Origin of the sequence: Anaeromyxobacter diazotrophicus (genome assembly GCF_013340205.1) — a bacterium.
GTDB lineage: Bacteria > Myxococcota > Myxococcia > Myxococcales > Anaeromyxobacteraceae > Anaeromyxobacter_A > Anaeromyxobacter_A diazotrophicus.
The window spans coordinates 626,106-644,664 of record NZ_BJTG01000002.1 but is presented as its reverse complement, the minus strand read 5'-3'; the positions used below and the strand labels follow the sequence as shown (position 1 = coordinate 644,664).

Genomic DNA, 18,559 nt, shown 5'->3' with positions numbered 1-18,559 from the left:
CGGCGGGTGGCGCGCCCGGCGGGGGCCGCGGCGCGGCGCGCGGGGGCGCCCCGGCGGGCGGGGCGGCGGCCGGCGGACGGGCCCCGGGCGGCGGCCCGGCGGGCCGCACCGGAGCGGCGGCGGGCGCCGGCCGGACCGGAGCCGCGGCGGCGGGGCGGGCGGGAGCGGCAGCGGCGGCGGACCTGGCGGGAGCGGGCGCGGCGAGCAGCTCCTTCACCTTGGTGAGGAGGGCCTGGCTCTCGAACGGCTTCGCGATGTGGCCGTCGGCGTGCGCGGCGCGGGCGCGCCCCTCGTCGAAGGCCTCGAAGGTGCCGGCGAGCAGGAGGACGGGGATGTGCCGCAGCGCCGGGTCGGCCTTCACGGCCTCGCACAGCTCGTACCCGTTCTTCCGGGGCATCACCACGTCGGCGAGGATGACGTCGGGCGCGTGCTCGCGAGCTCGCGCCAGGGCCTCCTCGCCGTTGTCCACCGCCGTGACCTGGAAGTCCTCCCCCGCGAACGTGATCCCCACCACCTTCTGGATGGTGATGGAATCGTCCGCGAGGAGAAGGTTCTTGGGCATGGCTCTTCCGTGGACGTAGGTTCGTCAGCAGTAACGCCTGGATTCCATGAATGTCAAGGTTTGCGGGCGGTTTCGGACGCGCCGCGCGCTAGCCGAACAGCGCGTCCCAGCTCGGCCGCACGACGCCCGCCGGCGGCGCGCCGCCGGGCGGGAGGACGCCGTCCGCGAGCACCGCCACCACCTCGCCGCCGGCGTCGACGAGGAGCGCGCTCGCCGCGCCGCTGCGAGGCTCGTCGCCGTGCAGCGCGCCGATGTCGAACACCGGGTGGAGCGCGCGGGCGTGGACCAGGAGCCCGCGGTGCGCCGGGGCGGTGAGCGGGACCGGCTGGACGAGCGGGTCCTCGAGCACCCGGGACAGCAGCTGGACCGGCACCCCGTAGGTGCGCGCGCCGCGGACGAAGAGCAGCTCGGCGCCGAGCGCGAAGGGGGCCTCGAGGGCCGGGATCGCCGGCGGGACGAGGGGGCGCGGCGCGGGGCCGGCGAGCGCGGCGGGCGCGAGCTCCAGCGCGACCGAGCCCGCGTGCACCAGCGCTCCGGAGAACGGGGCCGGCGCCGGGAGCACGGTGCGGGCCGGGAGCTGGAAGACCTCCGCCTGCCCGAGGTCGATGATGCCGTTCACCGCGTCGACCCGCAGCGCGAGCCGCGGCGCGTCGGTGTAGACCGCGAGCGCGCCCGGCCCGGGCCGCAGCCCGAGGGCGCTCGCCACCTCCACCGCGACCGCGCCGCCGAAGGACTCGGCGGGCGCGTCGGAGGGCGCCGCCACGACCTCGCGGACGTGCGACAACCGCAGCGCGAGTCGCACCCCGCCCGCCGTGAAGAGCAAGGCCTTCCGCTCCGCCGCGAGCGCTTCCATGGTCATGGTATACAACGGGGATGCCGGCCGCGGTGCTCCTCGTCGACGACGAGCGCTTCGCGCGCACCGTCTACTCCGATTACCTGCGCGCCGCCGGGTACGAGGTGACGGTCGCGGACTCGGCGGATGCCGCCCTGACCGAGCTCGGGCGCCGGCGCTACGACCTCCTCATCACCGACGTCATCCTGCCCGGCGCGGACGGCCTCGAGCTGCTCGACGAGGCGAAGCGGCTCGACCCGAACATCGAGGCCATCGTCCTCACCGCCCTCGACCGCGTGGACCCCGCGGTGCGGGCCATCAAGTCGGGCGCGAGCGACTACCTGGTGAAGCCCGTCACCCCGGAGGCGCTGCAGATCGCGGTGCAGCGCTGCCTCTCGGCGCGCGCCCTGCTCGCCGAGAACAAGGCCCTGCGCGCGCACCTCCGGCTGTTCGAGGTGTGCCAGCGCGTCACCGCCTCGCTCGACCACGGCCGGGCGGTCTCGCTGGCGCTCGGCGCCCTCGCCTCCGAGCTCGAGGCGCGGGGCGCCGTGTTCGTCGAGCGCGGCGAGCGGACCGGCTCGCCGGCGGGCGCGGTGGGGCTCGCCGAGGGCGCGGCGGCGGAGCTGGCGGGGGCGGCGCGCGCGGCGATGCCGCGCCTCGCCGGCGAGGCGCTCGCGCTCGCCACCCCGCTCGGCCGGGCGCTGCTCCTCCCGGTGGCGGACGCGGAGTCCACTTTCGGCGCCGTGTGCGCGCTGCGGGAGTCGGCCAGCGTCGAGGCGCTGAGCGCGGCCGCCCTGCTCTGCAGCCACCTCGCGCTCGCGCTGCGGACGCTGGGCCACCTGAAGCAGGTGGAGCACCTCGCCTACCTCGACGACCTGACCCACCTCTACAACACGCGGTTCCTCGACCTCGTGCTCGACCGCGAGGTGCAGGCCAGCCGCGCCTTCGCGGTGCTGTTCCTGGACCTCGACCGCTTCAAGGCGGTGAACGACCAGTTCGGCCACCTCGTGGGGTCGAAGCTGCTGGTCGAGGTGGGGCGCGTGCTGAAGTCGAGCGTGCGCGACGAGGACGTGGTGGTCCGCTACGGCGGCGACGAGTACGTGGCGGTGCTCATGGGCGTCGACTCCGGCGGCGCGCTCAAGGTGGCCGAGCGCATCCGCCGGTCGATCGAGGACCACGTGTTCCTGTCGCGCGAGGGGGCGCGGGTGCGCGTGACGGCGTCGATCGGCCTCGCCAGCTTCCCCGAGCACGCGCGCTCGAAGGCGGAGGTGCTCGACCTCGCCGACCGCGCCATGTACCGCGGCAAGCGCTCGACGCGGAACGTGGTCTACATCGCCACGAACGACCTCCCGCCGGTGCCGGCGCGGGAGGGGTGACGCCGGCGGGAGCGGCGGACCGCGCGACCGCTAGTAGTCGTCCTCCATGTCCCCCATCCCGCCGCCGGCGGGCGCCTTCGCCTTCTTCTTCGGCTTCTCGGCGATGAGCGCCTCGGTGGTGAGGAGGAGGCTCGCCACCGACGCGGCGTTCTGGAGCGCGCTCCGCTCCACCTTGGTCGGGTCGATGACGCCGGCCTGGATGAGGTCCTCGAACTGCTCGGTCTGGGCGTTGAAGCCGAAGGCCCCCTGGCCGTCGCGGACCTTCTGCGCGACGACCGGGCCATCCCAGCCGGCGTTCTCGGCGATGCGGCGGACGGGGTGCTCGATGGCGCGCTTCACGATCTCGATCCCGAGCCGCTCGGCGCTCCCCGGCGGCACCTTCAGCGCGTCGAGCGCGGGGGCGCAGCGCAGATAGGCGACGCCGCCGCCCGCGACGATGCCCTCCTCCACCGCGGCGCGCGTGGCGTGCAGCGCGTCCTCGACGCGCGCCTTCTTCTCCTTCATCTCGGTCTCGGTGGCGGCGCCCACCTGGACCACGGCCACCCCGCCCACGAGCTTGGCGAGCCGCTCCTGCAGCTTCTCCTTGTCGTAGTCGCTGGTGGTCTCCTCGATCTGGCCGCGGATGAGCTTGATGCGCCCCTCGATGTCCGCCTTGGCGCCGGCGCCGTCGACGATGGTGGTGTTCTCCTTGTCCACCGTGACGCGCTTGGCGCGCCCGAGCTCCTTCAGCGTCAGCTGCTCGAGCTTCGTGCCGAGCTCCTCCGAGACCACCTGCGCCCCGGTGAGGGTGGCGATGTCCTTGAGGAGCTCCTTGCGGCGGTCGCCGAAGCCGGGCGCCTTCACCGCGCAGACGTTGAGCGTGCCGCGGAGCTTGTTCACCACCAGCGTGGCGAGCGCCTCGCCCTCCACGTCCTCGGCCAGGATGACGAGCGGCTTGCCGCTGCGCGCCACCTGCTCCAGCACCGGGATGAGGTCGGCCATGGCCGAGATCTTCTTCTCGGTGACGAGCAGGTACGGCTCCTCCAGCACCGCCTCCATCCGCTCCGGGTCGGAGACGAAGTAGGGAGAGAGGTAGCCGCGGTCGAACTGCATGCCCTCCACCACCTCGAGCGTCGTCTCGAGGCCCTTCGCCTCCTCGATGGTGATGACACCCTCCTTGCCCACCTTGTCCATCGCCTCGGCGATGATGCGGCCGATGGTCTCGTCGCCGTTGGCGCTGATGGTGCCGACCTGCGCGATGTCCTTCTGGCCGTGGGTGGGCTGCGACATCTTCTTGAGCTCGGCCACAACGACCTCGACCGCGCGGTCGATGCCGCGCTTCAGGTCCATGGGGTTGTGGCCGGCGGCCACCAGGCGCAGCCCCTCCTCGTAGATGGCGCGCGCGAGCACGGTGGCGGTGGTGGTGCCGTCGCCGGCCTTGTCGGAGGTCTTGGAGGCGACCTCGCGCACCATCTGGGCGCCCATGTTCTCGAACCGGCTCTCGAGCTCGACCTCGCGGGCGACGGTGACGCCGTCCTTGGTGATGGTCGGCGAGCCGAACGACTTCTCGATGACGACGTTGCGCCCCTTCGGACCGAGCGTGACCGCCACCGCCTCGGCCAGGATCTGGACGCCGCGGAGGATGTCCTGGCGGGCGTCCTGGTGGAAGACGATCTCCTTGGCTGCCATGAACGGGCTCCTTTGTTCGAAACGCGTGTCGTTCTGGATAGTTACCCGGCGGACCGCGCTGGCAGTCGCCGCGAGCGGGCGCTAACATAACCGTCGATCGGGAGCGGTCAAGCGTGGCCTCGACCACAGCGGAGCTGGGGCGCCTCGCGGACGAGGCGTGGGAGAAGCTCGACGCCGGCGACGCCGCCGGCGCGCTCGCCGCCGCGCGCGCGGGGCTTCGGGCAGGCGCACCCGACGACGTCGCCGCGGACCTGGCGCTCGCCGAGGGGCTGGCGCTCCTCGATCTCTGCCGCTTCGCGGAGGCGCGGAGCGCGCTCGAGGCGCTGGCGCGCGACTACGACGACCCCGCCGCCGAGCACGCGCTGGGCCTCCTGGCGGAGCGCCGCGGCGAGCGGCGCGAGGCGGAGCGCCGGTTCGCCCGCGCGAGGAAGCTCGCGCCCGGCGACTACCCCCCGCCGGCCGTGCTCACCCCCGCCGCCTTCGACGCCGCGGTGGAGGCGGCGCTCGCCGAGCTGCCGGAGCCGGTCCGCCGCTGGCTCGAGAACGTCGCCATCGCCGTCGAGGATCTCCCCCAGGACGACGACCTCCTCGGCGAGGACCCGCCCCACCCGCCCACCATCCTCGGCATCTTCCGCGGCGCGCCGCTCGGCGAGAAGGCGTCGATGGACCCCTGGAGCCACTTCCCGTCGAGCGTCGTGCTCTACCAGAAGAACCTCGAGCGTTACGCCCGCACGCGTGAGGAGCTGGTGGAGGAGATCCGCGTCACCCTGCTCCACGAGGTGGGGCACTTCCTCGGGCTCGACGAGGAGGAGCTGGAGGAGCTCGGGCTGGAGTGAGGCTCGCGCGCGGTCGAGTTCGCGGTCGCGGTCGCGGTCGCGGTCGCAGTCGCGGTCGAGGTCGCGGTCGCGGTCGCGGTCGCGGTCGCAGTCGCGGTCGAGGTCGAGGTCGCGGTCGCGGTCGCGGTCGCGGTCGCGGTCGCGCGTCTCGCTCCCCCGATCGCGGATCCTGCCGAAAAATGGACGGATCCGGCGCGATATCGGATGCTGGCGGGCGTGCCCCACGTGATCGAGTCCATGGAGCTGGCGCAGGTCCTCGCCGAGGCGGAGGACATCGCCCGGAGCGTGAACCAGAAGCTCACCAGCGCGCATCAGCTCCTCGCCTTCTTCACCGTCCCGAACCGCGCCGAGCTGCTCCTGCGCGACCGCGGGATCGACGAGGATCGCGTGCTGGCGGCGCTGACCGACAAGCCGAAGGAGCCGGAGGGCATCGAGCGCGACCTGCGCGAGCGCGCCCGGGAGGTGGCGGCCGGCGTCGGCGCGGAGGAGGTGGACTGCCTGCACCTCCTCATCGCCATGAGCCGGGTGCGCGCCTCGGCGGCGCACCAGCTCCTCGCCGCCTGCGGGCTGCAGCTCGCGACCCTCCGCAACGTGGCGCTCTCCTACTTCACGAGCCGCATGCCGCGGCGGCTGCAGCACTTCGCGCCGCAGCCGGTCAAGGCGCCGGCGAGCTACCGGCCCTCGCCCTCGACCGCGAGGGGGGGCGGCGCGCTCTCGCCGGCCGCGACCCCGACGGCGACCCCGGTCCCGACCGCGACGCCGATCCCCTCCGCAACCCCGACCGCGACCCCGGTTCCGACCGCGACGCCGGCCCCGACCCCCACCCCCTTCGCCCGCCCCCCCTCCCCCTACGCGCTCGACCCGCAGGCCTTCCCCTGGCTGGCGGCGCTGGGGCGCAACGTCTCGGAGCTCGCCGCCGCGCACCGGCTCGACCCGCTGGTCGGGCGCGAGCGCGAGGTCGAGGAGGCGATCGACATCCTCGGCAAGCGGCGCACCAACAACCCGCTGCTCGTCGGCGAGCCGGGCGTCGGCAAGACCGCCATCGTCGAGGGCATCGCGCAGCGGCTGGTGGACGAGCGCGGGCCGGAGCGGCTGGTGGTCGAGCTCGACATGGCGAGCGTGGTGGCCGGCACCCAGCTCCGCGGCTCGTTCTCGGAGAAGCTACTCGGCCTCAAGGACGAGGTGCGCCGCGCCAACGGCCGGGTGGTGGTCTTCATCGACGAGATCCACACGCTCATGGGCGCCGGCTCAACCGGCGAGGGCCCGCAGGACGCCGCCAACGAGCTCAAGGCGGCGCTTTCGCGCGGCGAGTTCCCCTGCATCGGCGCCACCACCCACGACGAGTACCGCAAGCACATCGAGAAGGACCCGGCGCTGGAGCGCCGCTTCACGCCGGTGCTGGTGCGCGAGCCGTCGGTCGCCGACACGGTCAAGATCCTGAAGGGCCTGGTGGCCCGGTACGAGCAGCACCACAAGGTGAGCTACCGGCCCGAGGCGCTCGACTCGGCCGCAGCGCTGACCGCGCGCTACGTCACCGACCGGTTCCTGCCCGACAAGGCGGTGGCGGCGCTCGACCTGGCCGGCTCGCGCACGCGGCGCGAGGGCGGCGGCGAGGTGGACGCGGCGCAGGTGGCGCGCGTCGTCTCCAAGATGGCCGGCATCCCCGAGTCGCGGCTCCTCGCCTCCGACCGCGACCGCGTGCTGGGGCTCCAGAAGCTCCTCGCCGAGCGGGTGGTCGGCCACGCGGCGGCGGTGGAGCGGATCACCGCCGTGCTGCGCCGCAACTACGCCGGCTTCGCCTCGCGCCGGCCCATGGGCAGCTTCCTCTTCCTCGGGCCGACCGGCGTCGGCAAGACCGAGCTCGCCCGCGCGCTGGCGGAGGCCCTCTACGGCTCCCAGGACGCGCTGGTCCGGCTCGACATGAGCGAGTGCGCCGAGCCGACCGGGGTGGCGCGCCTCGTCGGCGCCGCGCCGGGCTACGTCGGCTACGGCGAGGGCGGCCAGCTCACCGACGCCGTTCGCCGCCGGCCGGCGAGCGTGGTGGTCCTGGACGAGATCGACAAGGCGCACCGCGACGTGCTCATGCTCCTGCTCCAGGTGCTGGAGGAGGGGCGGCTCACCGACGGGCGCGGCCGGCAGGTGGACTTCTCCAACACCGTGGTGGTGCTCACCTCGAACCTCGGCGCCGCCGAGGCCACCCGCGCCGCCACCGGCGTCATGGGCTTCGGCGCCGCCGCCGCGGGCGAGGCCTCCACGCGCGAGGAGAAGGCGCTGTCGGCCGCCCGCGGCGCCCTCGCGCCAGAGCTGTGGAACCGGCTCGACGAGCGCATCTTCTTCGGCCCGCTCGGGCGCGAGGAGGTCAAGCGCATCGCGCTGCTGCTCCTGCGCCAGTCCTCGGACCGCCTCCACGGCGAGCGGAAGATCCGCTTCCACGCCGGCGAGGACGTGGCCGAGCACCTCCTCGACCACGGCGGCTACGACCCGGCGCTCGGCGCGCGGCCCATGCGCGGCGCCGTGCAGCGGCTGGTCGAGGCGCCGCTGGCGGACGCCATCCTGGCCGGGCGGATCGGCCCGGGCGAGGTGGTGGAGGTCCACGCCGCGGCCGGGAAGCTCAGCTTCGGCCGCTGAGCAGGGACCTCCGCCGGCACCTCGGGGAGCGGGCGGCGCCGCGCCGCCTTATGGTTCACGGCATGCGCACGCTCCGCGTCGAGGTCTGGTCCGACATCGCCTGTCCCTGGTGCTACGTCGGCAAGCGGCGGCTCGAGGCGGCGGTGGCGCGCCTGCCCGCGTCGGACCGCGTCGAGGTGGTGTGGCGGGCCTTCGAGCTCGACCCCACGGCGCCGCGCACCGTCCCCGAGGAGCCGTACGCGGAGCGGCTGGCGCGCAAGTACGGCTGCTCGACCGCCGAGGCCCAGGCCATGGTCGACCGCATGACCTCGGTCGCGGCCGGAGACGGCCTCCCCTTCCGCTTCGACCTGGTCCACCCCGGCAACACCTTCGACGCGCACCGGCTGCTCCACCTCGCGCTCGAGCGCGGGCTGCAGGACGCCGTGAAGGAGCGGTTCCTGCGCGCCTACCTCACCGAGGGCGCCGCCATCGGCGATCCGTCCGTGCTCGCCCCGCTCGCGGTCGAGGCCGGGCTCGGCGAGGAGGAGGTGCGGCGCGTCCTCGCCTCCGACGCCTACGCCGGCTCGGTGCGCGGCGACGAGGAGGAGGCGCGCCGCTTCGGCATCCACGCCGTCCCCTTCTTCGTCCTGGGCGGCCGGTACGGCCTCTCGGGCGCGCAGCCGGTCGAGGTCCTGCACGAGGCGCTCGCCCGGGCGCTGGCCGAGGCGCCGGAGCCGCTCGTGGCCGAGGGCGCGGTGTGCGGGCCGGACGGCTGCGGCTGACGCCGGCGCCGCGGCGTCAGCGGTAGAGGCCGCGCTCCTCGACGTACTCGCGGACGCGCCGGGGCAGGAGCGCCGAGACGTCGTCGCCGCGGGCGAGCCGGGCCCGGATCTCGGTGCTGGAGACGGGCGGCAGGAGGGGGCGGCCCTCCGCGCCCTCGGGGTGTCCCTGCCGGCCCACCACCACCACCCGCGCCAGCTCCTGGACGCGGTCCCACCGGTACCACTTCGTCACCTCGGGCAGGATGTCGGTGCCCACCACCAGCGCGAACCGGAGCGCCGGGTGCTTCGCCACGAGGTGCTCGAGCGTCCGCGCGGTCTTCCCGACCAGCGGGTCGTCCCGGAGCTCCGCCTCCGCCGTGCACACGTGCAGGCCGCGCACCGCCGCCGCGGCGAGCTCGCACATCCGCACCCGGTCCTCGAACGGCGCGAGGGGCTTGCCGAAGGCGTGCTTCCAGGTGGGCAGGAGCCACGCCTCGTCCACGCCCTGCGTGGCGAGCGTCCAGTACGCCGCCATGAGGTGCGCGACGTGCGGCGGGTTGAAGGAGCCGCCGAGGAGCGCCACCTCGCGCCGCCGGGCGGTCACTGGATCTTCACCTGCGCGCCCGGGGGGAGCTGCTCGGCGAGGCGCGTCCGCTCCGCGCCGTCGGCGCCGTGCACCACCAGGCCGACCCGCGGGCCGTCCACCTCGAGCAGCGCCCAGCTCCCCGCGCCCGGCGCGCCCTGAGGTGGCGCGAGCCGCCCCGGCGTCACGAAGAAGCGCGGCCCGATCCGCACCAGCCCGGCCTCCCCGGCCCCGCCGTGGAGGAGGAAGGTCGCGCTCTCGATCTCGTCGCGGGTGAGGTCGGCCTTGTCGCTCACCAGGTAGCCGAGCGCACCGCCGATGAGCTCGATCACCTTGCCCGGCGCCCCGGCGGAGGCGCGCTCGGGGCAGCTCCGGCTCGCCACCCGCACCAACCGCGCCCGGATCCGGGCGGCGCCCGGCGGGGCGAGGGGCGGCGCAAGCGCCGCGTCGACGTCGGCCCAGCAGCCGCCCAGGAAGAAGGTGCGCTCCGCGCCCGCCTGGTCGAGCGCGGCCAGCGCGCGCGCCAGGAGCGGCGTGTCCCCCCACGAGTCGCTCACCAGGCCGATGCGGACCACGCCCCGCATTCTAACCGCGATAGCGCAGGAAGCGCCGGCGGCGCGCGGCGAAGGCCCGCTCCTCGGGGCGCCACGCCCGGGCGAGCTCGGCCACGGCGAGCCCGCGCTCGATCCCCTCCCGCTCGCGCGCGGACCCGCACAGGAGGTCGAAGGCGGGGATCCCCTCCACGAACTCGTACGCCTCGGTGCGCCAGCGGAACGCCTCCGGGTCGAGCCGCCGGGCGGCGGCGACGCAGGCGACGCCGGTGCGGAACGGGCGGAACGCCTCGCGGTCGGTGACGCACAGCTCGGCGCCGTGGCACCGGACGCCGCGGTGCTTGTCGAAGGTCGGCACGAAGCTCACGGGCCGGAACGCGACCCCGGGCAGCCGCTCCGCCTGGAGCGCCGCCACCAGCGCGTCGCCGTCGAGCCACGGCGCCCCGAAGAGCTCGAAGGGCCGCGTCGTCCCGCGCCCCTCGGAGAGGTTCGTCCCCTCGAGCAGGCACATCCCCGGGTAGACGAGCGCCGCCTCGGGCGTCGGCATGTTCGGCGACGGGAAGACCCAGGGGAGCCCCGTCTCGCGCTGGTGCATCCCGCGGCGCCAGCCGCGGCACTCCACCACCTCGAGGTCGAGGTCGAGCCCCCGCTCGGCGCGGAACAGCTCCGCCAGCTCGCCCACCGTCATCCCGTGCCGCGGCGCCAGGTCGTGCAGCCCGCAGAAGCTCTCGAAGCCGGCGGTGAGCCGCGGCCCCTCCAGCTCGGCGCCGCCGATGGGGTTCGGCCGGTCGAGCACGAGGAAGCGCAGCCCGGCCGCCGCCGCCGCCTCCATGCAGAGCATCATCGTCGCCTGGTACGTGTAGTAGCGGGCGCCGACGTCCTGGATGTCGAAGACGAGCGCGTCGAGGCCGGCCAGCTGCTCGGGCGTGGGGGTGAGCGAGGCGCGGGTGGCGCCGTAGAGCGAGTGCACCGGCAGGCCGGTGCGCCGGTCCCGCTCGTCCCCCACCGCCGCCATGTACTGCGCGTCGCCGCGGACGCCGTGCTCGGGACCGAAGAGCCGCGCCAGCTTCACCCCCGCCGCGCCGTGGAGGAGGTCGGCCGCGTGGCGGAGCCGCCGGTCGACGGCGGTCGGGTTGCACACCAGGCCCACCGCGAGCCCGCGCAGGGGCCGGAACCGCTCCGCCACCAGCGCGTCGAGGCCGCTCTCGACGGCGCGGCCGCGCCTCCGGCCCGTCACCGCTCCTCCTCGAGCGCCCGGAGCGCGTCGCGGGCCAGGTCCCCCGCCCCGCACCGGCCGCCGCCGCCGAAGATCCGCTTCACCTTCTCGAGCGCGTCCTGGGCCTCCGGCTCTTCCGGCTCGGCGGAGGCGAGCGTCCTGAGCGCGCTCCTCGCCTTGGGGCTGTGCGAGTCCGCCAGCGCGCGTGCCGCCAGGCGGCGGGTGCCACAGTCCTTCGACTCCGCCGCCCGCTCGAGGGCGCCTGCCGCCGCGCCGCTGCCGGCGGCCAGCGCGCGCCCGTAGAGCTGGAACGCCTCGCGCGGGCCGCCCTGGCCGCGGTGCCAGCGCTCCTCCGAGAGCCGCCCCTCGAGGTAGAGCACCTCCGCGTCGTCCGACCCGCGCTTCTCCGCCAGCGCGCCGATGGCCTGGCGCGCCTCCTCGAACCGCCCCGCCTCGATGAGCCGCTCCGGCCGCGAGGGCACGACCGCCCACGCCACCGCCGCCAGCGCGAGCAGCCCGGCCACCGCCGCCGCGAGCAGCCGGCCGCGGCGCGGCAGCGCCGCCCCGGCCTGGCCCAGCCGGCCCGCCAGCGCCGGCAGCGTCGCCCCCACCCGGCCCAGCCGCCCCGCCAGGCCCGGCAGCGCCTCGGCGCCGGCGCGCCCGAGCCGCCCCGCCAGGTCGGCCAGGTCGGGCAGGTCGGGCGCCGCGGGCGCCTGCCGCAGGATCTCCCGAGGGTCGGCCGCTCCGAGCCCCTTCACCCGCGAGAGCGCGTGGTTCCCGAAGGGCGGCTGCTCCACGGCCTCGGGCGCGGCGGCGGCCGAGTTGGTGGGGGTGAGCGCGACCGGACCGGGGGCGGCGCGGTAGAGCCGGATGGGCTCCGGCACGCCCTTGAGCTGGCGGTAGCCGACCTCCTGCGCCGGCACCTCCGCCTTGTTCATGGCGAGGTGCACGGCCTCGGTGAAGAGCACCTCCCCCGCCTGTGCCTCGCCCTCCACGCGCGCCGCGATGTTGACCGGCTCGCCGAGCACGTCGGTGGCGCCGAGCGTGCGCGTCACCCGCACCTCGCCCAGGTTCACCGCCACCCGCACCCGGATCTGCTCGTCGCCGGTGACGCGGCGGTTGTAGTCCCAGAGCCGGTCCTGGATGGCCATGCCGCACAGGATGCTGCTCGTGGGCGACCGGAACACCACCAACCACGCGTCGCCGATGCTCTTCACGTGGCGGCCGCCGAACGCGCGCACCACCGGCATGAGCAGCGCGTCGTGGCGCCGCAGCATGAGCGCGTTCTCCTGGTGCGTCTGCCGGCTGGTCCTGGCGGTGAAGCCCTCGATGTCGGTGAACATCACCGCCAGGTTCTCGGTGCGCATGAGGCCGCGAGGTTAACACGCACCGCCGGCGAGGTGCGCTCCGCCGGCGCCGCGTCGCGTCGCGTCGCGGTCGCGGTCGTGGTCGCGGTCGCGGTCGGGGTCGAGGTCGCGGTCGACGTCGAGGTCGAGGTCGGGGTCGCGGTCGCGGTCGCGGTCGCGTCTCCCCTCGCCCGGCCCAGCGGGGGGCCGCTCGAGCCCCGCCCGACCTCGCGAATCGCTGGCGGCGGTTCCGAGCGGGCGGCGGGGTGGCCCGCCGGCGTCGCTCCGGACGACCTACCGGGTTCGTACGGCGGCCGGCCCAGAAACGCGCGGAGGCCGGGCAACGCATCGTGCCGCGCCGGCACGGCGCACGAGGTCCGCGCGTCGGCGCGGCACCGGCGTTGCTGGCGGCAGTACGGCGGGCGGGAGTCTCACGCAGGTCGGCCTCCGCTCCTTCGGAGGGCCACCCCGCCGCCCGCTGGCGGGCGTGGCCGTCCGCAGGTCGCGGTCGGGATCGCGGTCGAGGTCGAGGTTGGTCGAGGTCGAGGTCGAGGTCGAGGTCGGGGTCGCGGTCGAAGTCGCCTCCCCTCGCCCCGCGCGGCTTGGCGCCTAGAAGTGCAGCTCGGGCCCGATGAGGAACTGCACCTGCGTCAGGTCCGCGTCCCCGACCCGCCCGCCGTCGATGACGAGGTCCACCGCCAGCCCGACCGGCGCGTTGGCGAAGAGCGTGAGGCCGCCGCCGGCGCGCAGCGAGGCGCCGCTGTTCCCGCCCTCCGCGAAGAGCAGCCCCAGCCCGACCAGCAGGCGCGGCTGCACCTCGGCCCCGCGCATGAACTTGAAGGTGAGGCCCGCCCACGGCTCGAAGATGTTGGGGTAGCCGCTGGCGTGCTGGGCGAAGAGCTCGTGCGCGCCGATGGTGAAGTTGACGATCCCGCGGCGGCCGAGCGCGAGGTCCACCTCGCCGCCGAGCGCCAGCGCGGACCAGGTGTCCGAGACGGTGCTGCAGTAGTACGGGTCGCACAGGTAGCCGGTCGGCGTGGAGAGCCCCGCCCCGCCGATCTGCAGCCGCAGCGCGTTCTGCGGGGGCGCGTAGTACGAGGGCTGCGGGTAGTAGTAGCCGCGGGGCGCGGCCTGGGCGGCGCCCGCCGCGGAGAGAGCGAGCGCGAAGACGAGGAGCTTGCCGGCGATCTTCATGGTGACCTGACCTCGTGGAGGGCCGCGGCATTCAAACCCGCGCGGCGGGGCCGCGGTTGCGGCCGGCTGCCCCGGCGAGCGGGTGCGGCGCGTCCGGACCAACCGGCGGAGCGCCCCGGCCATTCCGTCCGGGGCGGCCGCAGGCTCGCTCACCTCGCCGGGAAAGTCACCTCACGCAGACGCCGGCCGTGGCGTCGCAGGCGTACGAGGTGGGGCACTGGGCGCCCGTGGCGCACGGCGCGGTGCAGTATCCCACCTCGGCGGCCTCGCCGCTGAGCCCGGGCGCCACCCAGCACCGGCCGCCCGCGAGCGACTGCGCGCAGGTGCCGGGGTAGCCGGGCTCGAACCTGCAGGCGGAGCCGAAGCTCTGCATCCAGGCCGCGCACCCGGCGATGGCCTGGCAGGTCCCGCCGCTGCAGGTCAGCCCGGCGCGGCAGGCGTCGCCGGCGGCGCAGGGCTCGCCGCAGCCGAGCGGCCGGTTCGCGCAGACGTGCTCAGCGCTGCAGACGCCCCCCGCGCCGCAGTCCGCGTCCTGGGTGCACTCGTAGCAGCGGCCGTCGCCGGCGCAGACGAGCCCCACCTCGCACGGCGTGCCCGCGAGGCAGCCGCGGAGGGGAGCGGCGTCGTCGATCTCGAGCTCCACCTCGACCGGCAGCGAGGCGGCCTCCGGCACCGCCACCAGCTTGGCGGAGGTCTTGAAGCCCGGCAGGGCGGCGCGCAGCGAGAACTGGCCCGCCGGCAGCGGGAAGAGCCCGCCCGCCGCGACGGCCGGCACGTCGGCGAGCGCGGTGCCGTCCACCGAGCAGCGCGCCGTCGCGCCGGCGGAGCCGCCCACCGGCCGCGGCACCGGCACCACCCGGGCGGCGAGCGGCATCGCGGCGGCGTCGCGCGCGAGGCGGGATCGCGAGGCGGGCCTCACCTCCACCGCCACCAGCTCAGCCCGCGCCTCGCCGTCGAAGACCACCACCTGCGCCGTCCCCACCGGCACGCGCTCGAGGCGGAACGCGCCGTCCTCGACCGCGGCCCTGAGCCCGGGCGCGCCGAGCACGTACGCGTACGCGCCCGCCTTCGCCCCCGCGACGGTGCCGGACACCTCTCCGGTCTGGAGATCGGGCGAGGCGAGGCCGCCACAGCCGGCGGCGAGGGCGCCCAGGGCGGCGAGGGCGAGCGTCGGGCGGGGGATCGGGCGCACGCCCCCACGACCCCGCCCTCCGGCGCTCCGGCCACGCGGCGCCATCAGAACCTCCACCCGGCGCCGAGGAGCAGCTCGCCGAAGGCGCTCGAGCGGTTCTGCCCGTCCACCTTGAGCAGCATGAAGTCCGCCTGCACCTCCGCCCCGACCGTCACCCGGCCCACCTGCCACGCCAGGCCGGCCACGAGCCCCGGCGTGAGCGTGAGGTAGCTCTGCGGCGCCACCAGGTCGAGCTGGTAGCTGCGCTGCAGCCACAGGAGGGAGAGGCGCGGCCCCGCCAGGAGCTCGAGCCGCTCGCCCAGCCCGATCCCCGTGCGCCAGGGGAGGGACACCCCGGCCGTGAAGGCGGTGTAGCGGTAGCCGGCGTGGACGGGGCCGGCCGCGGTGGTGGCGTCGAGCGCGCCCCGCCCGCCCGTGCCGGCCACGTCGAGCCGCAGGTTCACCCGGTGCGAGGGCCAGTCGCGCGCCACCGCGATGGCGCCGGCGCCGATCGCCGGACCGAGCACCTCGCGCCGGTCGCGCGCGTCGAGGAAGCCCATGACGGCGAGGCGCGGCGCCACCTCCCACGCGCCCTCGGCCCGGGCCGTCAGCGCCTCGAGATCGACGCGCTCGCCGGGGGCGAGCTCCACCGCGTCGTCCACCACGTCCGGCCCCGCGCCCTTGGCGAGCTGGACCCGGTGGCGCCCGGGCGGCAGGGCGGCGCCGCCCGGGAGCTCCGCCAGCGGGCGGCCGTCGACGCGCAGCGTGAAGCCGTCGAACCGGGCGGCGTAGCTGTACAGCTCGGGCTTCCCGCGGCGCTCGACCCGCCCGACCAGGACGATGGCGTCGGCCCCGACCTCGGCCGACTCGGCCGAGGGACGCTGCCGCCCCTTCGTGAACTCGTAGGTCATCCGGCGCGCGTAGTCGTGCGCCTCGGAGACGGTGACGGCGCCGTCGCCGTTGCGGTCGACGCCGAGGCGCAGCGCCTCGACCAGGAAGTGCGTGTAGATGTCGTTCTGGAGCGCCTCGTCCTCGCGCGCCGTCTCGCCCCAGTCGCTGGCCGCCAGCACCACGCTCGCGCGCGAGACCTCCTCGATCGGCCGCACGAAGAAGGCCCCCTTGGTGCCGGCCAGCTCGCGGCTCACCTCGCCCGGCAGGAGCGACTTGCCCCCGCCGGAGTGGCAGGCGGCGAGGACGAGCACCTTGCGCCGGGAGCGGAGCGCGTCGAAGCCGCGCTCGAGCTCCTCGAGCGGGAGCGCGGTCGCCGCCACGTCGGCGAGGCGCGTCTCGCGCGTCACCAGGTACCGGCGCAGCTCGCCGCGGGCGTCCCGGGCGAGCGTGCCGTGCGACGAGACGTAGACCACCACCGTGTCGCGGTCGTCGCGCACCTGCGCCGCGAGGCGCGCCAGCGCGCTCCGGACGTCGGCGCCGCTCGGCCCGGCGGCGAGGACCTCCACGGCGTCGAACGCCCCCTTCCCCGGATCGCGCAGCACCTCGGCCAGGTCGCGCGCGTCCTTCTCGGGGTAGCGGAGGGTGGCCCACGCCCCGTCGTCGAACCGCTGGATGCCGATGAGCAGCGCCAGCCGGCGCGGGGCGTAGCTCGCGTCGAGCCGCTCGGGCGCGACGTCGAGCGGGACGAGCCGCCCCTTCGCGCCGTCCGCCGGGGCGCCGCGCGCGCTCGCGCAGGCGGTCGCCAGCGCGGCCAGGGCCGCCATCGCAAGGCGCGCGCTGTTCCCGGGGAGAAGCATGCTCGTCGGCCGGATTGGTCCATATCCGCGAGCGCCTGCCCCTCACACGCCCTGCTGGGGTCCTGGCGAGCGGTCGCTCCTTGGCCGGGCGTGCGATCGCTGTCGGGCAACGTCGACCGCGACCTCGACCGCGACCTCGACCGCGACCGCGACCTCGACCGCGACCGCGACCGCGACCTCGACCGCGACCGCGACCGCGACCTCGATCGCGACCTCGACCGCGACCTCGACCGCGGCGACGGCGGCGGCGGCGACGGCGACTCCGACAGCGCCCCCCACTCCGACCTGCGGACGGCAACGCCCGTCAGCGGGAGGCGGGGTGGCCGTCCGAAGGAGCGGAGGCCGACCTGCGTGAGACTCCCGCCCGCCGTACTGCCGCCAGCAACGCCGGTGCCACGCCGAAGCGAGGACCTCGTGCGCCGTGCCGGCGTGGCACGTTGCGTTGCCCGGCCTCCGCGCGCTTCTGAGCCGGCCGCCCTACCTACCCGGTAGGTCGCCCGGAGCGACGCCGGCGGGCCACCCCGCCACCCGCTCGGAACCGCCGCCAGCTCGCGAGGTCAGGCAGGGCTCGAGCGGCCCCTCTCCTCCGCGGAACGCGGCGTCACCGCACCGTCACCTCCACGGCGTCGACCGAGAGCGGCTCACCGGGTACGGCCGCCATCGCCGGGCCCGGCTCGGCGGCGGCGCGCGCGGCCGCGGCGAGCTCCGCGTCCGCCAGCGGTCGGGCCGAGGCGACCAGCGAGAACCGCTGCGCGCCCGCCAGGCCCTGCAGCGGGAACGCCGCCGCGCGCCCGCCCTCCGCCAGGTCGAGCGCGCCCGCGCGCTCGGCGCGGCCGCGCCACACCACCTCGAGCTCCCCTCCCCCGGCGTGGACGAGCGCCAGGAAGGTGGGGCCGCCCACCTCGGCGCGAAAGGCGAGGCGGGCGGCCTGCGGCAGCACCGCCCCGCTCCGGCCGCGCTCGAGCCGCGGCGCCTCCCCGGCCCCCTCCACCACCGCGAAGCGCAGGCGTGCCGGCACGCCGAAGGGCGCCCCCTTCTCGCCGCTCCAGGCGCGGTCGTGCACCGCCCGGAGCCTCGCCACCTGCACCCCCACCCCCGCCACCAGCGCGACGGCGGCCGCGATCGCCACCAGCCGCGCCGGGCCGGGCCGCCACCGGCCGCCGAGCGCGCGCCGCACGCGGGCGAACTCGAGGTCGCCGCCGGCCTCCTCCGCCGGGGCGGGCGCGAGCGCGCCCAGGGCGGCGTCCACCGCGCCGTCGAGCGCGTCCGGGGGGAGCGCAGCGAGGAACGCCTCGCAGGCGTCGCAGCTCCGCTCGAGGTGCTCCGCCAGCGCCCGCGCGCGCGCGGGCTCGAGCGCGCCGGCCCGCAGGCGGCGGTAGGTGTCGCGGTCGAGATGCGGTCCGTCCATGATCGTCCTCGGCGGGGGACGAGCCCCCGCCCTACCGATCCCCGCGCCAGGTGCGCGGAGGGCCTCGCCCCTCCCTAGGACCCCTCGCCCCGCGCCCTGGCCACCTCGGCCAGCACGCGCCGCTTCACCTTGGCCCGGAAGCGCTCGAGCCGCATGGTGATGGCGCTCTTCCCGACCCCCATCCGCTCGGCGATCTCGCGCGCCGAGAGGCGCCCCTCCAGGTAGAAGAGGCGCACCGTCTCCTTCTCGGCGCCCTCCGGCAGCTCGGCGATGACCCGCCGCACCACCTCGACCTCGGCGGCGACGCCCTCCTCCAGCGGCTCGGCCTCGGGCGCGGCGGCCTCCGGCTCCTGGGCCAGCTCCTCCGCGAGCTGCCGCGAGGCGCGGTGCCGCGCGAGCCGCGTCAGCGCCCGGTTGCGGGCGATGGCGAGCAGCCACGCGCCGAACCGCGCCCGGTCGGCGAGGCGGGCCAGGCTCCGGAACGCGCGCACGAACGTCTCCTGCACCACGTCCTCGGCCTCGTCGGGGTCGAGCTCGGCGAACCCGCGGGCCAGGCGGTGCACCGCCGGCCGGTGCCGGTCGTAGAGCGCGCGCAGCGCGGCCGGGTCGCCGGCGACGGCGCGCTCGACCAGCGCCGCCACCGCGAGGGCGTCGGGCGCGGCAGGGCGCGGGGGACGGAGGGGGCTCCCGGGCACCGGAG

17 protein-coding genes are annotated in these 18,559 nt (G+C 76.2%); 5 read left to right on the top strand and 12 right to left on the bottom strand.

Annotation, left to right across the window (positions count from 1 at the left end; genetic code table 11):
• A partial coding sequence (locus tag HWY08_RS05975) for a response regulator (RefSeq protein WP_176063908.1) occupies positions 1-562 on the bottom strand: 562 nt, incomplete at its 3' end.
• Positions 563-650: 88 nt separating this feature from the next.
• Positions 651-1,415 carry a chemotaxis protein CheW gene (locus HWY08_RS05970; RefSeq protein ID WP_176063906.1) on the bottom strand — a complete coding sequence of 255 codons (765 nt, stop codon included), beginning with the start codon at positions 1,413-1,415 and terminating at the stop codon, positions 651-653.
• 20 nt (positions 1,416-1,435) lie between these two features.
• Here HWY08_RS05970 and HWY08_RS05965 point away from each other — a divergent pair, with 20 nt between their 5' ends.
• Positions 1,436-2,770, top strand: a complete 1,335-nt coding sequence (locus HWY08_RS05965) for a GGDEF domain-containing response regulator (protein ID WP_176063903.1) — start codon at positions 1,436-1,438, stop codon at positions 2,768-2,770.
• Between the two features lie 30 nt (positions 2,771-2,800).
• Here the strand turns inward: HWY08_RS05965 and groL are convergent, their stop codons facing one another.
• The gene (groL, locus tag HWY08_RS05960) at positions 2,801-4,438 is read right to left on the bottom strand and encodes a chaperonin GroEL (protein WP_176063901.1); all 1,638 of its coding nucleotides are present in this window, start codon (positions 4,436-4,438) and stop codon (positions 2,801-2,803) included.
• Between the two features lie 113 nt (positions 4,439-4,551).
• On the opposite strand from groL, the gene HWY08_RS05955 reads away from it, so the two are divergent.
• From HWY08_RS05955 to HWY08_RS05945, 3 genes are all read left to right on the top strand, one after another.
• On the top strand, positions 4,552-5,274 hold the full coding sequence (locus HWY08_RS05955) for a metallopeptidase family protein (RefSeq protein WP_235969479.1): 723 nt from the start codon (positions 4,552-4,554) through the stop codon (positions 5,272-5,274).
• 216 nt (positions 5,275-5,490) lie between these two features.
• On the top strand, positions 5,491-7,902 hold the full coding sequence (locus tag HWY08_RS05950; protein WP_176063899.1) for an AAA family ATPase: 2,412 nt from the start codon (positions 5,491-5,493) through the stop codon (positions 7,900-7,902).
• Positions 7,903-7,964: 62 nt separating this feature from the next.
• Positions 7,965-8,663 carry a DsbA family oxidoreductase gene (locus tag HWY08_RS05945; protein ID WP_176063897.1) on the top strand — a complete coding sequence of 233 codons (699 nt, stop codon included), beginning with the start codon at positions 7,965-7,967 and terminating at the stop codon, positions 8,661-8,663.
• A 16-nt stretch (positions 8,664-8,679) separates the two neighbouring features.
• Here HWY08_RS05945 and nadD read toward each other — a convergent pair whose 3' ends face one another.
• From nadD to HWY08_RS05910, 7 genes are all read right to left on the bottom strand, one after another.
• Positions 8,680-9,246 (bottom strand): nicotinate (nicotinamide) nucleotide adenylyltransferase, encoded by a 567-nt coding sequence (gene nadD / locus HWY08_RS05940; RefSeq protein WP_263858064.1) that lies wholly within the window; start codon positions 9,244-9,246, stop codon positions 8,680-8,682.
• Positions 9,243-9,800, bottom strand: a complete 558-nt coding sequence (locus HWY08_RS05935) for a hypothetical protein (protein ID WP_176063895.1) — start codon at positions 9,798-9,800, stop codon at positions 9,243-9,245. The genes nadD and HWY08_RS05935 overlap by 4 nt, the downstream gene beginning before the upstream one ends.
• 10 nt (positions 9,801-9,810) lie before the next feature.
• Positions 9,811-11,013, bottom strand: a complete 1,203-nt coding sequence (locus HWY08_RS05930) for an exo-beta-N-acetylmuramidase NamZ family protein (RefSeq protein ID WP_235969478.1) — start codon at positions 11,011-11,013, stop codon at positions 9,811-9,813.
• Positions 11,010-12,359, bottom strand: a complete 1,350-nt coding sequence (locus HWY08_RS21800) for an adenylate/guanylate cyclase domain-containing protein (protein ID WP_235969477.1) — start codon at positions 12,357-12,359, stop codon at positions 11,010-11,012. The genes HWY08_RS05930 and HWY08_RS21800 overlap by 4 nt, the downstream gene beginning before the upstream one ends.
• Positions 12,360-12,947: 588 nt before the next feature.
• Positions 12,948-13,532: a hypothetical protein gene (locus HWY08_RS05920; protein WP_176063893.1), complete on the bottom strand. Its 585-nt coding sequence runs from the start codon at positions 13,530-13,532 to the stop codon at positions 12,948-12,950.
• A 166-nt stretch (positions 13,533-13,698) separates the two neighbouring features.
• Positions 13,699-14,724, bottom strand: coding sequence for a hypothetical protein (locus HWY08_RS05915; RefSeq protein WP_176063891.1), 1,026 nt, complete (start codon positions 14,722-14,724; stop codon positions 13,699-13,701).
• Between the two features lie 44 nt (positions 14,725-14,768).
• Positions 14,769-16,418: a caspase family protein gene (locus HWY08_RS05910; protein WP_235969476.1), complete on the bottom strand. Its 1,650-nt coding sequence runs from the start codon at positions 16,416-16,418 to the stop codon at positions 14,769-14,771.
• A gap of 123 nt (positions 16,419-16,541) precedes the next feature.
• On the opposite strand from HWY08_RS05910, the gene HWY08_RS05905 reads away from it, so the two are divergent.
• The gene (locus tag HWY08_RS05905; protein ID WP_176063887.1) at positions 16,542-16,943 is read left to right on the top strand and encodes a hypothetical protein; all 402 of its coding nucleotides are present in this window, start codon (positions 16,542-16,544) and stop codon (positions 16,941-16,943) included.
• Positions 16,944-17,052: 109 nt separating this feature from the next.
• Here the strand turns inward: HWY08_RS05905 and HWY08_RS05900 are convergent, their stop codons facing one another.
• A complete protein-coding gene (locus HWY08_RS05900) occupies positions 17,053-17,859 on the bottom strand; it encodes a hypothetical protein (RefSeq protein WP_176063885.1) in 807 nt (268 codons plus the stop codon).
• Between the two features lie 74 nt (positions 17,860-17,933).
• Positions 17,934-18,554: an RNA polymerase sigma factor gene (locus HWY08_RS05895; protein WP_176063883.1), complete on the bottom strand. Its 621-nt coding sequence runs from the start codon at positions 18,552-18,554 to the stop codon at positions 17,934-17,936.
• Positions 18,555-18,559: the final 5 nt, after the last annotated feature.

Coding starts and splice junctions, on each gene's coding strand:
- HWY08_RS05970 (WP_176063906.1), bottom strand. CDS start 1,415: ATGGAAGCGCTCGCGGCGGAGCGGAAGGCCTTGCTCTTCACGGCGGGC.
- HWY08_RS05965 (WP_176063903.1), top strand. CDS start 1,436: ATGCCGGCCGCGGTGCTCCTCGTCGACGACGAGCGCTTCGCGCGCACC.
- groL (WP_176063901.1), bottom strand. CDS start 4,438: ATGGCAGCCAAGGAGATCGTCTTCCACCAGGACGCCCGCCAGGACATC.
- HWY08_RS05945 (WP_176063897.1), top strand. CDS start 7,965: ATGCGCACGCTCCGCGTCGAGGTCTGGTCCGACATCGCCTGTCCCTGG.
- HWY08_RS21800 (WP_235969477.1), bottom strand. CDS start 12,359: ATGCGCACCGAGAACCTGGCGGTGATGTTCACCGACATCGAGGGCTTC.
- HWY08_RS05920 (WP_176063893.1), bottom strand. CDS start 13,532: ATGAAGATCGCCGGCAAGCTCCTCGTCTTCGCGCTCGCTCTCTCCGCG.
- HWY08_RS05910 (WP_235969476.1), bottom strand. CDS start 16,418: ATGGCGGCCCTGGCCGCGCTGGCGACCGCCTGCGCGAGCGCGCGCGGC.
- HWY08_RS05900 (WP_176063885.1), bottom strand. CDS start 17,859: ATGGACGGACCGCATCTCGACCGCGACACCTACCGCCGCCTGCGGGCC.